16 protein-coding genes and 1 other annotated feature are annotated in these 18,914 nt (G+C 38.4%); of the genes, 12 read left to right on the top strand and 4 right to left on the bottom strand.

The window, feature by feature from the left end:
- Positions 1-33: 33 nt before the first annotated feature.
- The gene (ysxE, locus tag ACFPA1_RS16675; RefSeq protein WP_378584213.1) at positions 34-1,086 is read left to right on the top strand and encodes a spore coat protein YsxE; all 1,053 of its coding nucleotides are present in this window, start codon (positions 34-36) and stop codon (positions 1,084-1,086) included.
- A 26-nt stretch (positions 1,087-1,112) separates the two neighbouring features.
- Here the strand turns inward: ysxE and ACFPA1_RS16670 are convergent, their stop codons facing one another.
- A complete protein-coding gene (locus tag ACFPA1_RS16670) occupies positions 1,113-1,301 on the bottom strand; it encodes a hypothetical protein (protein ID WP_213119996.1) in 189 nt (62 codons plus the stop codon).
- Between the two features lie 191 nt (positions 1,302-1,492).
- Here ACFPA1_RS16670 and ACFPA1_RS16665 point away from each other — a divergent pair, with 191 nt between their 5' ends.
- From ACFPA1_RS16665 to ACFPA1_RS16650, 4 genes are all read left to right on the top strand, one after another.
- A complete protein-coding gene (locus ACFPA1_RS16665) occupies positions 1,493-2,818 on the top strand; it encodes an O-antigen ligase family protein (protein WP_378584212.1) in 1,326 nt (441 codons plus the stop codon).
- A 112-nt stretch (positions 2,819-2,930) separates the two neighbouring features.
- Positions 2,931-3,164, top strand: a binding site (T-box leader).
- A 52-nt stretch (positions 3,165-3,216) separates the two neighbouring features.
- A complete protein-coding gene (locus ACFPA1_RS16660; protein WP_378584211.1) occupies positions 3,217-5,859 on the top strand; it encodes a valine--tRNA ligase in 2,643 nt (880 codons plus the stop codon).
- Between the two features lie 67 nt (positions 5,860-5,926).
- Positions 5,927-7,255 (top strand): bifunctional folylpolyglutamate synthase/dihydrofolate synthase, encoded by a 1,329-nt coding sequence (locus tag ACFPA1_RS16655; protein ID WP_378584209.1) that lies wholly within the window; start codon positions 5,927-5,929, stop codon positions 7,253-7,255.
- A 71-nt stretch (positions 7,256-7,326) separates the two neighbouring features.
- Positions 7,327-9,048 (top strand): sensor domain-containing diguanylate cyclase, encoded by a 1,722-nt coding sequence (locus tag ACFPA1_RS16650; protein ID WP_378584207.1) that lies wholly within the window; start codon positions 7,327-7,329, stop codon positions 9,046-9,048.
- Positions 9,049-9,088: 40 nt separating this feature from the next.
- On the opposite strand, the gene ACFPA1_RS16645 is transcribed toward ACFPA1_RS16650, so the two are convergent.
- The 3 genes from ACFPA1_RS16645 to ACFPA1_RS16635 are packed head-to-tail and all read right to left on the bottom strand — an operon-like array spanning position 9,089 to position 11,275.
- Complete coding sequence (locus tag ACFPA1_RS16645) at positions 9,089-10,330, bottom strand: hypothetical protein (RefSeq protein ID WP_378584206.1); 1,242 nt, start codon at positions 10,328-10,330, stop codon at positions 9,089-9,091.
- The gene (locus ACFPA1_RS16640) at positions 10,327-10,791 is read right to left on the bottom strand and encodes a PulJ/GspJ family protein (protein ID WP_378584204.1); all 465 of its coding nucleotides are present in this window, start codon (positions 10,789-10,791) and stop codon (positions 10,327-10,329) included. Before ACFPA1_RS16640 ends, ACFPA1_RS16645 begins: the two co-directional genes overlap by 4 nt.
- 19 nt (positions 10,792-10,810) lie before the next feature.
- Positions 10,811-11,275, bottom strand: a complete 465-nt coding sequence (locus tag ACFPA1_RS16635; RefSeq protein WP_378584203.1) for a prepilin-type N-terminal cleavage/methylation domain-containing protein — start codon at positions 11,273-11,275, stop codon at positions 10,811-10,813.
- Positions 11,276-11,536: 261 nt separating this feature from the next.
- On the opposite strand from ACFPA1_RS16635, the gene ACFPA1_RS16630 reads away from it, so the two are divergent.
- The 7 genes from ACFPA1_RS16630 to ACFPA1_RS16600 all read left to right on the top strand — a co-directional run bounded on the left by ACFPA1_RS16630 (position 11,537) and on the right by ACFPA1_RS16600 (position 18,894).
- Positions 11,537-12,319, top strand: coding sequence for a hypothetical protein (locus tag ACFPA1_RS16630; protein ID WP_378584202.1), 783 nt, complete (start codon positions 11,537-11,539; stop codon positions 12,317-12,319).
- A 23-nt stretch (positions 12,320-12,342) separates the two neighbouring features.
- The gene (locus ACFPA1_RS16625; RefSeq protein ID WP_378584200.1) at positions 12,343-13,659 is read left to right on the top strand and encodes a VanW family protein; all 1,317 of its coding nucleotides are present in this window, start codon (positions 12,343-12,345) and stop codon (positions 13,657-13,659) included.
- Complete coding sequence (locus ACFPA1_RS16620) at positions 13,643-15,337, top strand: GspE/PulE family protein (RefSeq protein WP_378584199.1); 1,695 nt, start codon at positions 13,643-13,645, stop codon at positions 15,335-15,337. Before ACFPA1_RS16625 ends, ACFPA1_RS16620 begins: the two co-directional genes overlap by 17 nt.
- A gap of 12 nt (positions 15,338-15,349) precedes the next feature.
- On the top strand, positions 15,350-16,399 hold the full coding sequence (locus ACFPA1_RS16615) for a type IV pilus twitching motility protein PilT (RefSeq protein WP_378584198.1): 1,050 nt from the start codon (positions 15,350-15,352) through the stop codon (positions 16,397-16,399).
- A complete protein-coding gene (locus ACFPA1_RS16610) occupies positions 16,392-17,597 on the top strand; it encodes a type II secretion system F family protein (protein WP_378584197.1) in 1,206 nt (401 codons plus the stop codon). The genes ACFPA1_RS16615 and ACFPA1_RS16610 overlap by 8 nt, the downstream gene beginning before the upstream one ends.
- A 143-nt stretch (positions 17,598-17,740) precedes the next feature.
- Positions 17,741-18,148: a prepilin-type N-terminal cleavage/methylation domain-containing protein gene (locus ACFPA1_RS16605; RefSeq protein ID WP_378584195.1), complete on the top strand. Its 408-nt coding sequence runs from the start codon at positions 17,741-17,743 to the stop codon at positions 18,146-18,148.
- Complete coding sequence (locus ACFPA1_RS16600) at positions 18,148-18,894, top strand: prepilin peptidase (RefSeq protein WP_378584193.1); 747 nt, start codon at positions 18,148-18,150, stop codon at positions 18,892-18,894. The genes ACFPA1_RS16605 and ACFPA1_RS16600 overlap by 1 nt, the downstream gene beginning before the upstream one ends.
- Positions 18,895-18,914: the final 20 nt, after the last annotated feature.

The following is an 18,914-nucleotide window of genomic DNA, read 5'->3' as shown; positions in this document are numbered from 1 at the left end:
TTTGCTTTTCTAAATGAAAGAGAGTGAATTCTCATGAATGACTCGAATAGGCTGGAGACCCTTACGCCGATTTTGGAGAACTACCAGGTAGAGCCGTATTTTGTAGAGGATTTTGGCGGCATTCAAAAAATTTATTCTAACAAAGGTACCTTTGCCCTGAAAAAAATTCCCCCAGCCTTAGGGACAGATTTTATTCGGCATGTCCATTATCTCTATCAAAAAGGCTTTAACCGGATTGTCCCCATTTATCCCACAATGGACGGCAGATATGCGGTATTGCATGATAATAATCTTTACTATCTCATGCCTTGGATGGCGAATGACCAAAGAGAAGACCACCAGTACAAAAGCCAGCAGCTTTTTCGTGAATTGGCCCGGCTTCATACCCTTTCCGCAAAGGAAATCGAAGTAAACAAGGAGGAGCGGGCCGAGCATTACGAAAAAACCTTGCAGCTGCTTGATAAAAATCAAGAATTTCTTGATGGATACATTGATGTTTGCGAAAAGAAAACCTATATGTCACCATTCGAACTGCTGTTTTGCCTATACTACAATGAAATCAGCCAGGCGCTCCGGTTTTCAAAATCAAAATTTGAAGAATGGTATGAGAGCACAAAGGAAAATGAGAAAGCCCGAATGGTGGTTGTCCATGGGAAGCTTTCATCCGATCATTTTCTTTATGATGAACGGGGATACGGCTTTTTTATTAATTTTGAAAATGCCCGTTACGGCTCACCAATCCATGACCTGCTCCCATATGTATCAAGGACTTTAAACACAAGTCCAAAGCGAAATGATGATGTGATTGGTTTGGTTTATCATTATTTTAAATATTTTCCGTTTAAGCCGGAGGAAAAATTATTATTCAACAGCTACTTGGCCTACCCAATACCCATCATCCAAATGGCAGAGAAGTATTATCGGAAGCCTCGTCCGAAAAATGAGTTAAAATATGTCCGCCAGCTGCAGCATCGCTATTGGCATTTAAAAAATACCGAATATATTGTGATGCGGATGACGGAAATTGAGAATCAGCAAAAAGCAGCCCAAGAGGCAGCACAGCAGGCAAAAGAAGGAGCCCAATAGCAGGATTCATCTGCACATAGGGCTCCTTAAATAATTTCAAAATAAATGGAAATGGCAATGACGATAAAAAGGGATAATAACAGAACATCAAAAATAGTTGGCAGAAAAATGGTTCGTATAAACTGAAAGATAATAAATGGGACCACCAGCTGTCCGGACAATCTCCGAAACGTTCTAAACCAGGGACGGTGTTTATATTTGTGGAAATTCTTCACCCCAAACCCCCCCTTTCCCAATTTACCCTTATCATATGTATATTCGAAAATTTGTGTGAATGCCCCAAAATTCATCCAAAACTTACCGCTTTAAATTCAGATTGAATAAATTGAAAAGAAATGGAATAATTAGAAGTAATTGAAATACTAGGTGTTTTTACACAGGACTTGCGACATAAGGAGTTATTTGAATGTATTGGTTTCTATTGTTTTTTCCGCTGATGATTTATCCTTGGGGGTATGACCCATACTATACAACCATAAAGACAGATTATTTGTATCTATTTGTGATCTGCACATGGGTTTATATTATTCTTAAACGAAAATATTATAGTTTAATCCCTGAAAAAAATAACCGCACTATTTTATATATTATAATTCTATTTTTAAGTTTAATAGAGATATCGACAGCTTTTTCAAAATATAGTTACACAGCGGTGTATGGTACAATTGACCGCTGCGAAGGTTTGATTACTTTCTTTTGTTATATTAGTGTATTTCTATTTTGCTATAGGCTCTTAGACACTCGGAAAATAACGAAACTTCTTTCGGGAATGGCAATAGTTTCGTTAATAGTTTCTCTTTATGGAATATTGCAGCATTATTCCTTGGATTTTTTGCCTAGAAACAGTGCTATGCGTCATTATTCTGGTACATATACCTTTTTCGATAATCCTAACTTTTTTGGGTCTTATCTTGTTTTAGTTTTGCTTTTAAGCATGACCCTATATATTACTGCTCGAGATAAAAATCTAACCAAGTTATTTTTTATTTCTATCTCGGTATCATTTATCTCAATGCTTTTTTCAAATACCAGAAGTGCATATTTAGGTGTTTTTTTAGGAATGGTGTTTCTTACTATATTTGTAATCTTTAAAAGGAAAAATCTTTGGAGGAAATGGGCGGTCCTAGTAATAACTTTAATACTGTTAGCCACGGGAATTAATACATTGGAGAAGAGCCATTATTCATTTCGGGCATATTCAATCATTTCAGATTCATATAAAGTGGTAACAAATCAAAGTAATGGACATGAAGGGTCTTCCCGATTTTTTATATGGAAAAAATCGCTTCCGCTTGTTAAGGAATACTTCTGGATTGGGTCAGGTCCCGATACTTTTGAGTTTATTTTCAAGGCTACCCCTAAGGAAAGAAAGGAATTTTTAGGTAACCAAAATACGGTAGTTGATAAGGCACACAATGAGTATTTACAAATCGCAATTACTCTAGGGATTCCGGCATTAGTAACCTATTTACTATTTTTAATATTTGTTATCCGAAAGGCAATTCGAGCAGTTCAAATGGCTGAAGGGAAAGATAAAATCATTCTTTATGGATTACTGTCAACCGTTTTCGGATATTTAGTTCAGGCTTTTTTTAATATTAGTACTGTACCAGTTGCTCCGATATTTTGGGGGATTCTTGGAATTACCCTTGCGAAAGCTGAATCCATTCTAAAAAATACATTAGGTCTTAACTCATCAGGAGAAACTATGGAAAAATATAAGTCAGCTTAATAACCTGTAAGCAAGCAGCATCCTTTTTGCATATAGTATAAATTATAAAAAATAAGGTTAACCTGATTGACGTGAACCCCGTTTTTTGGGTAGTATAACTATATAATTAAAAATGAAAGCTTTGACAGGGAAGAGTACGGTGAAAGCCAGCTTTTAGAGAGGGGAACCATTAGCTGAAAGGTTTCCTAAGCGGATCATCGGAAAGTCGCCCAAGAGCTTCTTCTGTGAACAGGTCAAAAGACTCCAGTAGTAGAAGACGGATGAAATCCGTTATCCGATGAAGTGCCAATCATCACTATGATTGGAAAAAAGGTGGTACCGCGAAGCAACTCCATTCGTCCTTTTATGACGAATGGGGTTTTTTGTTGTTTCTAGAAAGACAAAGGAGGAAAATTCAGATGGAAACAAAAGAAATTACGATGCCGACCAAATACGACCCGCAAACCATCGAAAAAGGTCGTTATGAGTGGTGGCTGCAGGGGAAATTTTTCGAAGCAAAAGATGATGAGGGAAAACAGCCATATACAGTCGTTATCCCACCGCCTAACGTTACTGGAAAACTCCATTTAGGGCATGCATGGGATACAACTCTTCAAGATATCATCACACGCATGAAGCGGATGCAGGGCTATGATGTTCTTTGGCTTCCGGGTATGGACCATGCTGGAATCGCGACCCAGGCAAAGGTTGAACAAAAGCTTAAAAGCGAAGGCAAAAGCCGTTATGACCTTGGCAGGGAAAAATTCGTTGAGGAAACATGGAAGTGGAAGGAAGAGTATGCTTCCCATATCCGTGAGCAATGGGCAAAGTTAGGTTTAGGACTTGACTATTCCCGAGAGCGTTTCACTCTCGATGAGGGACTTTCAAAAGCGGTTCGCGAAGTATTCGTTACCCTTTACAACAAAGGCTTAATCTACCGCGGCGAATATATCATTAACTGGGACCCATCCACAAAAACGGCCCTTTCTGATATTGAGGTTATTTATAAGGATATTCAAGGTGCCTTTTATCATATGAAGTATCCGTTAGCAGACGGTTCCGGCTACATTGAAGTAGCAACAACTCGTCCGGAAACGATGCTTGGGGATTCTGCGGTTGCGGTTCACCCGGAAGATGATCGTTACAAGCACCTAATCGGCAAAACGGTTATTCTGCCAATCGTTGGCCGGGAAATCCCGATTGTTGGCGATGATTATGTTGATATGGAATTCGGTTCTGGGGCTGTTAAAATTACTCCTGCCCATGACCCGAACGACTTTGAACTAGGAAACCGACACAATCTTGAGCGTATATTAGTCATGAACGAAGATGGGTCTATGAACGAAAAGGCCGGCAAATACAAAGGTCTTGACCGCTTTGAATGCCGCAAGCAAATTGTCAAAGACCTTCAAGAACAAGGCGTTCTGTTTAAAATTGAAGATCACCTTCATTCCGTTGGCCACTCTGAGCGCAGCGGAGCAGTTGTAGAGCCTTATCTTTCTACACAATGGTTTGTTAAAATGCAGCCATTGGCAGATCAAGCCATTGCGCTTCAAAGCAAGGAAGAAAAAGTACACTTTGTTCCAGATCGCTTTGAAAAAACATACCTGCACTGGATGGAAAACATTCGCGACTGGTGTATTTCTCGACAGCTTTGGTGGGGACACCGCATCCCGGCTTGGTACCATAAAGAAAACGGTGAGGTATATGTCGGCCATGAAGCACCTGCAGACAGTGAAAACTGGGAACAGGACAAAGACGTATTAGATACTTGGTTCAGTTCAGCGTTATGGCCATTCTCGACTATGGGCTGGCCAGACATAGAAGCGGCTGATTTCAAGCGGTACTTCTCAACGGATGTTCTTGTAACAGGCTACGATATCATCTTCTTCTGGGTATCCAGAATGATTTTCCAAAGCTTAGAGTTCACAGGTGAGCGTCCATTTAAAGATGTTCTCATCCATGGACTTGTTCGTGACGAGCAAGGCCGTAAAATGAGTAAATCTCTAGGAAACGGTGTTGACCCAATGGAGGTTATCGACAAATACGGTGCAGACGCCCTCAGATACTTCCTATCCACTGGTTCATCACCAGGTCAAGATTTACGTTATAGCACGGAAAAAGTTGAAGCAACCTGGAACTTTGCCAATAAAATTTGGAATGCTTCCCGTTTTGCTTTAATGAATATGAACGGTCTCAGCTATGATGAAATTGATTTCAGCGGGGAAAAATCTGTTGCCGACAAATGGATTCTAACACGCTTAAATGAAACAATCGAACATGTGACAAAGCTGTCAGAGCGGTATGAATTCGGTGAAGTTGGCCGTGCCCTTTATAACTTTATCTGGGATGACTTCTGTGATTGGTATATTGAAATGGCGAAGCTTCCTTTATACGGTGAAGATGAGGCGGCTAAGAAAACAACCCGTTCCATTCTTGCCTATGTTTTAGACCAAACAATGAGATTATTGCATCCGTTCATGCCATTTATCACCGAGGAAATTTGGCAGAACCTGCCTCATTCCGGTGAATCGATTACGGAAGCCAAATGGCCGGAGGTTAAACCTGAGTATACAGATGAAGAAGCTGCACAGGAAATGAAGCTTCTGATGGAAATGATCCGCTCTGTACGTAATATTCGTGCTGAAGTTAACACACCTATGAGCAAGAAAATCAACATGTTGGTGAAAGCTAAGGATGAAAAAATATTAACGGCTCTTGAGAAGAACCGCAGCTACATCGAAAAGTTCTGTAACCCAGAAGAACTGCAAATGGGGCAGAACATCGAAACCCCTGAAAAAGCAATGACCGCGGTTATTACGGGTGTCGAAATTATCCTTCCGCTCCAAGGCCTGATCAATATTGATGAAGAAATTGCCCGCCTTGAGAAGGAATTGGATAAATTAAATAAAGAGGTAGAGCGTGTTCAAAAGAAATTAAGCAATGAAGGCTTTATGAAAAAAGCACCTGAAAGTGTTGTAGCCGAAGAACGTGCCAAAGAACAAGACTACCTAGAAAAACGAAATATTGTAGAAGCTCGTATTAAAGAGTTAAGAGGTTAATGAAGCTGAAGGCGAATCCACTTTGGATTCGTCTTGGCTTATTTTTTTAACAAAAGGGGTGTAAGACATGTTTACTACTTATAAAGAAGCCCTCGATTGGATTCATGCAAGGCTCAGGCTCGGCATTAAACCGGGGTTAAAACGGATGGAGTGGATGATGGACAGACTCGGCCACCCGGAAACAAAAATCAAAACTGTCCATATAGGCGGGACAAATGGAAAAGGCTCAACCGTTACCTATTTGCGTTCCGTTCTGCAGGAAGCAGGTTATACAGTCGGTACGTTTACATCTCCTTATATCGAACAATTCAACGAGCGAATTAGTGTTAACGGCAAGCCTGTCACAGATCAAGAAATACTTGAATTAACAAATGTCATTCTTCCTTTGGCAAATGAGTTAGAGGAAACAGACCTTGGCGGACCGACAGAATTTGAAGTTATCACAGCCATGTCGTTCTATTATTTTGCCAATCACCCTGAAATCGATATCGTCCTTTACGAGGTTGGGCTTGGCGGACGATTTGATTCCACGAATATAGTGCAGCCATTGGCATCGATTATCACAAATATTGGTCTCGATCATACCAACATACTTGGTAACACCCATGAAGAAATTGCATTTGAGAAGGCGGGAATCATCAAGGAAAGGACGCCGATTTTTACAGCGGTCAAACACCCTGGAGCACTTAAGGTAATCGAGGAACAGGCGGAGAAAAAAGAGGCACCAATTTATCGATTAAATCAGGAGTTTTCGATAAGTGCTCATGAATCCATACAAAAGGGTGAAATATTTACTCTACTAACAAATGGTGACACCTTAGATAAACTTGTAATCAGTATGATTGGTCAGCACCAAACCGAAAATGCCGCACTTGCCGTCAGTACAGTTCTATATTTAAATCAACATGCTATTATTTCAGTTCCTGAACAGGCCATCAGGAATGGATTAAAAAAGGCCTATTGGCCGGGCCGCTTTGAGGTTTTATCGGAAAACCCTCTAGTCATCATCGATGGCGCGCATAATGATGAGGGAATTACGGCATTGGTTCATGAGCTGTCAACCCGTTATCCTAGTCGCAACATCCATATAATATTTGCGGCGTTAAAAGATAAGAAGCTAGACAAAATGATAGCCAAGCTTGACGGAATTGCTGGGCAAATTTCTTTTGTCAGCTTTGATTTTCCAAGGGCGGCTAATGCTGAAGACTTGCTGAAAATCAGCCAATCTGCAAATAAATTCGCAGTCGAAGATTGGCAGCCTTTTATAAAAGAAGAAATTTCTCACCTGCCTCCCAATGACAATGACATGCTTGTCATCACGGGCTCTCTTTATTTTATCTCAGAAGCAAAGCCAATTATTTGTCAATATTTGAAAAATATGACGATTTCTCTGTGACAGATTGGCTATTTTTTGGTAAAATAAAATTATCTTGAATTAATAATAATTAGGTGAGGAGGGGAAGGAAGATGGGGGTTAAACCGCATGTCCAAACAGCAATTTATCTGATCTGGATTATGTTAGTACCAGCTGGAATGTGGTTCACCTATCAAACTTTTCCCCCGCACCTGTCGGGAAATTGGCATGAACTTATTGCCTTTTTAGCGCTTATGGCCATTGTGGCAAGTATGCCAATTATGATCAATAATGTGCCGATTTTTCTCATTCAATGGGTGTCTTTTACCGTTTTTTTAATTTTCGGATTGTTTGTGGAAATGGTATTTACTCAGATTGCCGTACTTGTTTTATTACTAAAACTAAGAATTCAAAAAGAGCAACTATTTCGCTTGCCGCTTAATATGATCATGTTCTTTATTGTTTCGTTCTTGAGCGGTACTGTTTATTTTCTGCTCGGTGGTCAAACGGCTCCGCTCCTTACGAAGGATAGCGAAGCTTTTTTGCTGGCTATTTTGTATACGGTGTTAAATTATTTTATTAATCAAGTCATTGTTTCTTTCAATCTATTTTTTATCTATAAGCGTAAGAACGCTTACTTTGGAAAAGATTTATTGGTAGAGACTTTAACGACAATTATTACCATTCCAGTCGGTGTTGTGTTATATATTCTTTATAATGAATTAAGGTTATTGTCGCTTCTTTTTGTAGGGATTCCGTTCGTCAGCTTATCGGTTATTTTTAATCTCTATTACTCTAGTGAAAAAATTAATCAGTATCTGCAAAAAGCGGCTGAAATCGGGCATCAAATGGCGGAACGCCTTCAAGTTGATGATGTCGTTACCTTATTTATCCAAAAACTGGGGGGAATGCTCCCAGTAGATTATGCATATGTCTTTGAAGTTTCCGGTGATGAACTGAAATTGACCCGCTATGTTGAAGAAGGAAGGGTAGATCCATATAATAGGCCGCCTTTGAAAAAAAATGAAGGAATTTCCGGGATGGTTTGGGACAAGCAAAAGGCTTGTTTTTATTCACGGAAAAAGGAATGGCAGCATCACACAAGCGGAGGATATCTTCCACAGGATGCTAAAAGTATTTTAAGCGTTCCCATCATGCGTAATAAAATGGTTATTGGCGTACTGTTGCTTGCTTCAAAGCAGGAAAGAGCCTATGAAAAATATCAGCTGACGATTGTCGATATTCTCTGCTCGTATTTTGCCGTTGCCATGGAAAATGCCAAGCATTACGAACGCACGAAAATGCAAAGCGAACGCTGTTCACTCACTAAATTATATAATTACCGCTACTTTGAAAACGCATTAATAAAGGAGTTTGAGCAGCTTAAACGCTATGAGCGAAATGTAATTTCTTTAATTATTCTTGATATAGATCATTTTAAAACGATTAATGATACATACGGTCATCAAAGCGGAAACGAAATTCTGATAGATATTGCAGGAAGAATCAGTAAATTAGTAGGGAGCCAGGGCACTGTTGCCCGTTATGGCGGTGAGGAATTCGTTGTTCTCTTACCTGATGTTTCGAAAGAGGAAGCTTATCAAACGGCTGAATTAATCAGGGAGTCCATCGCCAATTGGCCATTTACCCTCTTTGAAACAATTGATCAGGATAAAAAGAAACAGCAGGTAAAAATAACAGCCTCAATTGGAGTGGCGACCGCACCAGAGGATGCAGAGGATGCCCTTGCCCTGATTCGGCATGCGGACCGGGCGTTGTATGTTGGTGCGAAACGGGCTGGGCGGAATCGGGTGGCTGAATATTCATCATGTTAAAAAAGGTGTGACCTGTTGTCACACCTTTTTTATGATATTCTTAATAGTCAACATTACTAATAATTGGACTAACATCATTGCCCCAGTTTATTTGGAAAGCAGGAGGGACATAGGTTCCACATTGTTTTTTGAATGAGTCAAAATTCATATTTCCTTGTCCTGTAACTTCATTATAATTATAGGTGTTATTAGGAGTTTTCACCCCTTGATAAACTTTTCCTAATACTAAAAGATTGCTTGGATTATCTACTGTTTTGCTATCATTTACATACAAATTCCCATATACACACATTTTTGAGGAGGAAATGGTCAGTTTTAGTACAGTTGCATTTTCCCCTACGTACACAAATGAATTATTAGATATATCAAATTGTTGAGCAACAGATAAACTTTTTTTAACTAATAATTTTGATGTGGTATCAACTTTTAAGTTTTGTTGAAAGGTTGCATTCCCATTTGTTTCAATTAGCATATTGGTTTGGCTATTCATATTTTTCCCAATGATAATATCTCCATCAGCATGAATTTTTAGATTCGTAGTATTGCTTTCGTTACCCTGCCCTGTAAGAGTTAATGTACCAGTTGTATAGATCGTTTTGTCACTAGCTAGTAAATTATTTCCATCATACGCTTTATCCCCCTCAACATAAACGGGGTTACAGGTTTCCAACGTACCACATACCGTTGGTGGTTTCATGATATTTGTGTAATTTGGCAGTTGGTAATTGTTTGGATCATCTGATGTAGGTAAATTAATGATGGTGTCTAAGTTTAGATACATTTCCGCTAATAGTGTTGTCTCTTTGCCATCTTCATTTCCAACAATATAAAAGCTGATATTAACTTTATATGAGTTGGAAGCGGGGTCAGCAGCTGCAACAAAATTTTTTAAGTAAAATGAAGCATTTGGATGCTCATCAACTTTTATTGGGGCCAGGGAAGTCCCGCTAGGAATCAATCCCTGCAGCTCAGTTGCCATTTTTAAAGTTGCTTCCCGTTTAAAATCTTTTGTCGTTGAAGCGTTAGGTTGACTCATGATGGAACTGACATATGAATTGACTGCATCTCTTTTTGATTCGTACATTTGTTGGATTGCCACTTGATAATAGGAGATTCCCATTTCGGCTGCCGAAACTGAACGCGTGCTTTTTTCAACTACTTGATTTTGTTTAGTTGTTGAAAGAGCTTGTCCCATAAAGGAAAGGGATAAAATCATAAAAACTGTTATAATGACCAGTACGATTACAAGAGCATAACCTTGTTCATTTTTATTATTTTTCATTGATATTTAACTCCCTTTACTCGATAGAGAAATGTATCTATTGCTATTTTATTATTGGGATCTTTTTTGTCACTGGTAGTCAACTTTAATTGAACATCATTTCCAGTTCGATTAGGTATAACAGGATTGGTAATAGCATTTTTAATTTCAAACTTAAAGCACATATTAGGATGATTAAATATTTCTGTTCTTGTAGAGTTATCTTTATTCGTTATAGTAACGGTTATTTCACAACTGGAGCTAGTGTTTAGGATGGTATATTGTTTAGCTGATTGATGAATCTTTAGCAAATTGGTAATTAAAAGGTTTGTTTCTTGTTGCATCTGGTTTTTTGAAATTGCTTTTTGTGAAAAGTTATAGCCTTGGAAAAAGACACTCCATATAATGACACTTACAATTGCAAAGATTGTTAAAGTGGCTAAAACTTCGACTAATGTTAAACCGCTCTCATCCCGATTCAAAATCATCCTCTCCTATCTCCTATCTAGTAACATATCCGAAAGTTTCAGCCACAACATTCCCTCTTTTATTGATCAGCTGAACGATTATTTGATGAACGTAGGAAATACTTGAACTTTTGTTTGGTGATTTCTTGATTTTTATCTGAGCATTATAATTATTTTTTGTTGTTTCAAAATAATAATAGCCAGTGTATTTTGTTGAAGAAAAAAAAGTATAATTTACTTTTTCGTCCACATACGCGGGGGTAAATCCAGCTGTTTGGTTATCACTTGCTAAATATGTTTTCACTACAGTAGATTCTTGCCAATTAATTAGAACTTCTTTAGCCGAATTAATTGCCTGAGTTTTTTCTTCGTTTTGCTTATTCACTAGTCCCATTTGTGGAAAAAAACTCATAGTTGTCAAAAGAACCATAGATAATAGGACAATTGATATAAGAACCTCTAATAGAGTTAGACCTTTTTCATTTTTTAACAATTCCATGCTAATCAATTCCCTTCTTGGGACTATAAATAATTTAATAGATACATTTTATCAAATTTTAGTGAAATTGATTTCCGAAAGTCAGTAGTTATTACCTATAAAAGTTTTCCATCTTCTTTTAAACTCATTTAAAATATTATACAATATTTAGTAGGCGAAATTTGTCTATTTTTTGGATAAAATAAATAAATCTAAGTTAATTTGAAAAAAATTGTAGATTAATAGGATAAAAGTTCAGTAAAAGAGAGAGGAAGTAATTGAATGCAAACAATCATTTGGGCTTTTGGGGCTATGTTGATTTTGATGTTAATAGTAGCCTTTATACCTATTGGCATAACGTTAAGAGGAAAAACTCTCGTTGTCATAACTAGTTTCGTGCTGGCCCTTGGAGGACTTGCAGCTGTTACAACTTTCCCGCTTTGGCAAACGGCATTAATTATTTTTTTACTAAGCTTAGTTACGGCATACATGATGAACAGTCGTCTTGCGAAGATGATCTTTAATCAGCAAATAGACTCAGTTGAAGATGAGAATGACGAAGGTCCAGTATCATTGGACTTTGCCAATCAATCAGAAAAAACTGCAGACTTAGACTTTTTTGATTTGGGAGAAATTGACATAACAGAACCGTCCATAAATGCTAACGATAATCAGGATGATCTTTCTTTAGAACCACAATTGTCCAAAGAAAATGATGATTTTATTGAACAGGCTGTTGATGAAGACATTTCATTTCTACATGACAGAACTGAAACGGACCCTGTTGAAATCAATGATGAACCCGAAACGGAATCTGGTTATTTAGCTGATATTGAAAGTTTAATCTTTAATGATTCAGTTGAATCGACAACTCCAGAAGACGACTACTTACTTGAGGAAATAGTTGATAAAAAAGATGTTAAGCTTCAAGAAGAAAAAGTAGATTATGATGATGAAACTGACTTGGAAGAGTTGTTTTTTGCGATAAAAGAAGCTGCTGCAAGTAATGAAGAAGATACAGGTGAAGAAAGAAATATAAAAAAACCGGTGGACTTGCAAAAATAATGTAAAGGAAAGGAGGAATAAGAATGAGAAAGAATCAACAGTTTATTAATCTCTTTGTCGTCCTTTTTTTCGGCACCGCCTTTATTTTTAGTTTTTCTCATTTTGGGGCAAGGGCATTCGGAGTGTTAGGAAATGCAGATGGGAAATATTCAGATGGAACGGCAATCGGAAGTTTAGATATTTCCGGAAAAACAGACAGTGAAGCGGCTAGTATGCTAGAACAAAAATATGTCGATTGGCTGAAAAACACAAAGTTTGACCTTCAATATAGTGAGTTAAGTGTGCCTTTTGACCTGAATAACTTACAACTAGATAAAGAAACTACAATTAATTCAATCAAGGACGGTCAACAAAACCCAGTTTATATTCGCATTAATCAAATGGATGCTGAAGATCAGTTAAAAATCCTTTTGCCTCAGATAAATAGTAAAGAAATAGATCTAAATAAACTAAATACCAATATTGAAACGACTGCGGCAAAATTTACGGCAGGAACATTTACATTCAATCTAGCTAATGATTATCTACTTGGGGGTAAAAAAGATGTTATCGTAAGTGAATCACTGCTTAATTTAAAGGACATTCCTGCAGACCTTCAAACGTTTGTGGAGAAAAATCCTGAAATTAAAATTGCTGATGGCGCTACTTTTTCTATGCTTGAATTTGCCAAGAATCAAAAGATAGAAAAATCAACTGTGCTTAGTGTAATTGCTACCGGAATTTATCAGACAGTCTTGCCAACCAATTTTTCAATTGTTGATCGGAATATTAGCAGTTCACTACCTGATTATGCCGTGTTAGGATTTGAAGCGATGGTCAGCCCTTCACAAAATACAGATTTTGAGTTTACTAATCCAAATAAATCCAGCTATACGATTCATCTGGAATTAAATAACAATCAGCTTAGAGTGAGCCTCCTCGGTGAAAAACTGCTATATAATTATAAGATTACTATAAAGGACCAGCAGCAATTAAAACCGAAAACAATTGTACAATACAGTCCACTGCTTAAAGCAGGGCAAACGATGGTTAAAACCGAGGGAGCAGATGGCATCTTTGTACAGGTATATCGAGATATTTACCAAGGAGAGCAGTACTTGAAAAGTGCACTGATAGCTAAAGATTACTATCCACCTGTTTATCGGGTAGAGGTTCATTCTTTAACTGGAACACAACAAGGTACCCCGGTTCCAACAACTGGAAGCCAAACTAACACTACTTTGAATTCTTCAACTCAAACTAATCCTGATGGAAGTCAAACTACTTCAACATCTATTACCACACAACAAGATTCTGATGTTGATGACCTTTGGGGGAAGCCAAATGAACAGCCGAAATAGTGCTGAAATAAATAAAAAGAAGCAAGGCAGAACACGTCTTGGTGATTTGTTAATTGAAGAAGGACTCATCACTGTCGAACAGTTGGAAACTGTCCTAGATGAAAAAGGGGCAAACCAAAAAATTGGCGAAGCCTTGCTGCAAAGAGGATACATTACGGATCAGCAGCTGGCTGAGGTGCTTCAGCGCCAGCTTGGCATTCCGCATGTAAATCTTTTTCAGTATCCTTTTGATGCCAATCTCTTTTCAATCATTTCCAAGGATACGGCAAGACGGAATTTAATTGTGCCTCTCAAAAAAGAGGGCAACAAGCTATATGTTGCCATGGTTAATCCGATGGATTTTATCATTATTGATGATTTGCGTTTATCAACTGGATTCCAAATCGAACCTGCAATTTCAACAAAAGATGATATTTTACGCACTATTAATAAATATTATGATGATGACGATGCCTTGGAAGAGCTTTTCGATGATTTGTTGCCAAGTGAGCGTGGCCGGGATGAGGATGTCACAAACCAGGACTCTCCGGTTGTTCGGTTGGTCAATCAAATTCTTACAAATGCCGTTATCCAAAAGGCTAGTGATATTCATATTGACCCGCAAGAAACAAAGATTGTTGTCCGTTATAGGGTCGACGGAGTATTAAGGGTTGACCGTGTTTTGCCACGTCAAATGTTAAGTGTGTTAACAGCAAGAATTAAAATAATGTCGAATCTTGATATTACTGAACACAGGATCCCCCAAGATGGCAGGATTAAGCTGCACCTTGATTTCCATCCGATTGATCTTCGTGTCTCAACACTGCCAACCGTATACGGTGAGAAAATCGTTATGCGTCTTTTGGATATGGGGGCAGCCCTCAATGACTTAAATAAGATTGGTTTTAATGCGCTGAATTTTAAGAGGTTCAATGACATGATTGAACAGCCAACCGGAATAGTTCTAATTACCGGACCGACTGGATCAGGGAAGTCTTCGACATTATATGCTGCTCTTAACAAGCTAAATAGTGAAGAGGTTAATATTATTACCATTGAGGATCCTGTTGAGTACCAATTGGAAGGGATTAATCAAATTCAGGTTAACACCAATGTCGGGATGACGTTTGCTGCTGGACTTCGTTCAATACTCCGTCAAGATCCTAATATTATCATGGTTGGAGAAATTCGTGATAAAGAAACAGCAGAGGTTGCCATCCGTGCATCATTGACCGGGCATTTAGTTCTAAGCACACTCCACACGAATGATTCATTGGGCACCGTAACACGCTTAATAGATATGGGAGTCGAACCGTTTTTACTTGCCTCTTCACTTACCGGAATTGTTGCTCAGCGCTTAGTCCGAAAAGTCTGCAAGGATTGTGCTGAAGTTCAGGAGCCTTCATTGCGGGAAAAGGATATTTTTGCAAAACGCGGCTTGAAAATAGATAAGGTAAAGCGAGGAAAGGGATGCCCTTCTTGCAATATGACAGGTTACAAAGGAAGGATAGCCCTTCATGAAGTATTGGTGCTTAATGACGATATGCGAAGAGTCATTATGAATGAAAATTCCTTTCAAAAGCTTAAGGAACATGCGATTAAAAATAAAACCATCTTCTTGATCGATGATGGCTTATTAAAAGTAAAACAAGGCTTAACAACAACAGAAGAAGTATTACGTGTAGCCATTCTGGAGTAGGAGTTCGAACATATGAAAGAAAGAATCGACAATATATTACGAGCCGCACTTGAATTTAAAGCATCCGATATCCATTTAACCGTAGGAGTTCCTCCTGTTTTCCGTATTAATGGAGATATTAAGCGCTATGGGAAGGACATGTTGTTACCTGCGGATACAGAAGCGATTGCCAAAGCAATTGTCCCAGAAAACATGTATGACTTATTTAAGGAAAAAGGAGAACTGGATTTCTCATATGGGATTCCTGGTGTATCACGTTTCCGTGTCAATGCCTACCATCAACGGAAGAGTGTTGCCCTTGCGCTTCGTGTCGTCGCATCAAAAACGCCAACGATTGAAGAGTTGGATTTGCCAGAGATTGTTCCTAAGCTAATGGAAAAGCCTCAAGGATTAATTCTCGTAACAGGACCTACTGGAAGTGGTAAATCAACGACACTAGCATCGATGATTGATTATATGAACCGAACAATGCGAAAGCATATCATAACCCTTGAAGATCCAATCGAGTATCTTCATAAACACGGCAATTCCATTATTGACCAGCGTGAGGTGGGGTTTGATACGAAATCCTATGCCAACGGTTTAAAAGGAGCACTCCGTCAGGACCCGGATGTTATTTTAGTTGGGGAAATGCGTGACTTAGAAACGATCGGTATTGCCATCACGGCAGCAGAGACTGGGCACTTAGTCCTAGGGACCCTTCATACCTCAAGTGCTCCGGCAACCATTAACCGGATTATTGACGTTTTTCCTCCGGCACAGCAACCGCAAATAAGAGTACAGCTTGCATCCGTTTTAGTAGGCGTTATTTCGCAGCGCTTATTTCCGACGGTTGGTAAAAAGGGACGGAAAGCTGCAACGGAGATTTTAGTAAATAATCCGGCAATTGCCAACCTCATTCGGGCTGAAAAAATCCACCAAATTTCAAGTACAATGCAAACGTCTCGTGCCCAGGGAATGCATACACTTGAAATGAGCATTCGAGACATGCTTGACCGTAATTTGATTGAAAAAGAAGCTGCAACAAAATACCTCCATGAAAAGATGATGCAGGATGCCTAGGTTTAAGTATTCAGGCCGTGATAAGCGTGGCAAAAAGCAGGGCACTATTACCGCCGCTTCTAGACGGGAGGCAATGGTTAAGCTTAAAGATGATGGCGTAAGGGTTGTCGAAATGAAGGAAGTGCCTGAAACCCTTATGACAATGGAACTAACGATTGGAAATCCGGTTAAACTTCAGGATTTTGTTATTTATATTCGACAATTTGCAACCTTATTAAAGGCCGGGGTTACCATTGTTGAGGCTACATCGGTACTTGCTGCCCAAACAGAAAGTAAAGCGTTAAAGCGAATATTACTGGATGTAGAGCAGGAACTTCGTGAAGGGAACCCGTTTTCGGAGGCTGTTTCTAAGCACAAAAAGGTATTTAATTCGATGTTTGTTAATATGGTAAAGGCAGGAGAAGTTAGTGGTAATATAGATGAGACTCTCGAGCGACTTGCAGAGGATTTTGAAAAACAACATCACACAAGGCAAAAGGTTGTTTCAGCACTTACTTATCCGCTTGTAATCGGTATTATAGCTATCTTTGCAGTTATCTTCTTGCTAGTAGGAGTTGTCCCTAAATTTGTAACCATGTTTGCAGACATGCATGCAGAGCTTCCCGGAATAACGAAGTTCGTTTTAGCGTCAAGCGAATTTATGAAATCATATTGGTGGATTGTTTTACTTTTATTTATTGCTATATACCTATTCTTTACGTTTATGAGAAAAAATAAGCAGACTAAATACTATTTAGATTATGCTCTTTTAAGAATGCCGGTTTTCGGCAAAATGATGCAGAAGGCACAATTAGCGAGAATGATGCGGACACTTAGCACTCTATTTTCTAGCTCTGTTCCTATTCTACAATCAATGGCAATTGTAGAAAAAGTAGTTGAAAATGAAGTGATCTCCAAGGTTATTCGTGAATCTAGAAACTCTCTGGAGAAGGGTCGATCCATGACAGAGCCAATGAATGATCACTGGGCCTTTCCTCCACTTGTTACACAAATGATTTCGATCGGTGAGGGAACCGGGGCTTTAGACGTAATGCTGTCAAAAATTGCTGATTTCTACGAACAAGAAGTGGAAGCCGGAACAGATCGGCTAAAGTCATTAATTGAACCAATCATGATTGTCTTTCTTGCGGGTATTGTTGGGGTAATTGTTCTATCCATCATGATGCCGATGTTCTCAATGTTCGACCAAATGAGCTAAGAAATGTAAATTTTCTGTTAAATATTACAAAATTCCATATTTTGAGACAAAAATTGATAAAAAATCTCTTTTTTATTGCTGTCATATATTGTATACTCATAGAGAAATATTACTAGGTTCATAGAACCAGAAGGAGCGGAAAAATGGTACAAGCGTTAAAATTAAAAATGAAAGAACAAAAAGGTTTTACCCTAATTGAATTGCTTGCAGTTATTGTTATTTTGGGGATTATTGCTGCGATTGCGATTCCGGCAATTACTGGTGTTATTAACAAATCAGACAATAAGGCGGCAGCTCAAGAAGGCCTATCAATTGTAAACGCAGCAAAGATGTATGTAGCTGAAAATCCTACAGTCACTAATGGAACTGAATTAACTAATACAGAACTCGGATCATATCTAGATCATGTAGATGATTCTACCTATAAGGTAACTGTAGGTAAAGCAACAACAGGTGCAAAATTTACTTTTACCTTATCTGGCCATAAGGCAAATGATGTATTTAATGCTGCGTCATTAGATGAACCAGCACTAATTTCACATGCAAAATAATGAATTATAGTTTACTTTTAATTTATGGTTTACTTCTTGGCTCCTTCTTCAACGTAGTCGGCCTAAGAGTCCCATTAAAGAAATCAATCGTAAAACCAAGATCATCATGTCCAACTTGCGGACATCAGTTGACACCATTAGAACTAATTCCGGTTTTATCTTATATGTTTCAAAAGGGGAAATGCCGCGGCTGTCAGTCGCGGATTTCTCCTATCTATCCATTTTTTGAATTACTTACAGGAATTTTGTTTGCAGCTGCACCATACTTGGTTGGATGGTCTGGAGAATTAATCGTTGCTTTAACGTTAATTTCATTGTTTATGATTATCACCGTTTCCGATATTCATTATATGATCATCCCTGATAAAATTTTAATTTGGTTTGCAGGGATTTTTTTATTGGAACGAATTTTTATGCCGTTAGACCCATGGTGGGACAGCGCACTTGGTGCTGTCACTGGGTTTTTACTGCTGTTTATTATTATGATCGTCAGCAAAGGTGGCATGGGCTTTGGTGATGTCAAACTATATGCCCTGCTTGGTCTTGTCTTAGGATTTAAATTGGTATTATTATCATTTTTCCTTTCAACATTGTATGGTGCTGTGATAGGCGGTTTAGCTCAATTGTTTAGAATAATAAAAAAACGAGAACCGATTCCATTCGGTCCCTTTATTGCAGCAGGAACATTGACAGCCTATTTTTTTGGTCGGGATCTGATTGATTTATATTTTCAAATTCTTTTATAAGGATTTTTATAAGGGGTTCA

It is taken from the genome of Neobacillus sp. GCM10023253 (assembly GCF_042653105.1).
Classification (GTDB): domain Bacteria; phylum Bacillota; class Bacilli; order Bacillales; family Cytobacillaceae; genus Neobacillus; species Neobacillus citreus.
This window is presented reverse-complemented; position numbering and strand designations above follow the sequence as displayed.

What these genes read in the sequence shown, in the direction of transcription:
- ysxE (WP_378584213.1), top strand. Translation starts at nt 34, where the DNA reads ATGAATGACTCGAATAGGCTGGAGACCCTTACGCCGATTTTGGAGAAC.
- ACFPA1_RS16665 (WP_378584212.1), top strand. Translation starts at nt 1,493, where the DNA reads ATGTATTGGTTTCTATTGTTTTTTCCGCTGATGATTTATCCTTGGGGG.
- ACFPA1_RS16660 (WP_378584211.1), top strand. Translation starts at nt 3,217, where the DNA reads ATGGAAACAAAAGAAATTACGATGCCGACCAAATACGACCCGCAAACC.
- ACFPA1_RS16655 (WP_378584209.1), top strand. Translation starts at nt 5,927, where the DNA reads ATGTTTACTACTTATAAAGAAGCCCTCGATTGGATTCATGCAAGGCTC.
- ACFPA1_RS16650 (WP_378584207.1), top strand. Translation starts at nt 7,327, where the DNA reads ATGGGGGTTAAACCGCATGTCCAAACAGCAATTTATCTGATCTGGATT.
- ACFPA1_RS16645 (WP_378584206.1), bottom strand. Translation starts at nt 10,330, where the DNA reads ATGAAAAATAATAAAAATGAACAAGGTTATGCTCTTGTAATCGTACTG.
- ACFPA1_RS16635 (WP_378584203.1), bottom strand. Translation starts at nt 11,275, where the DNA reads ATGGAATTGTTAAAAAATGAAAAAGGTCTAACTCTATTAGAGGTTCTT.
- ACFPA1_RS16630 (WP_378584202.1), top strand. Translation starts at nt 11,537, where the DNA reads ATGCAAACAATCATTTGGGCTTTTGGGGCTATGTTGATTTTGATGTTA.
- ACFPA1_RS16625 (WP_378584200.1), top strand. Translation starts at nt 12,343, where the DNA reads ATGAGAAAGAATCAACAGTTTATTAATCTCTTTGTCGTCCTTTTTTTC.
- ACFPA1_RS16620 (WP_378584199.1), top strand. Translation starts at nt 13,643, where the DNA reads ATGAACAGCCGAAATAGTGCTGAAATAAATAAAAAGAAGCAAGGCAGA.
- ACFPA1_RS16615 (WP_378584198.1), top strand. Translation starts at nt 15,350, where the DNA reads ATGAAAGAAAGAATCGACAATATATTACGAGCCGCACTTGAATTTAAA.
- ACFPA1_RS16610 (WP_378584197.1), top strand. Translation starts at nt 16,392, where the DNA reads ATGCCTAGGTTTAAGTATTCAGGCCGTGATAAGCGTGGCAAAAAGCAG.
- ACFPA1_RS16605 (WP_378584195.1), top strand. Translation starts at nt 17,741, where the DNA reads ATGGTACAAGCGTTAAAATTAAAAATGAAAGAACAAAAAGGTTTTACC.
- ACFPA1_RS16600 (WP_378584193.1), top strand. Translation starts at nt 18,148, where the DNA reads ATGAATTATAGTTTACTTTTAATTTATGGTTTACTTCTTGGCTCCTTC.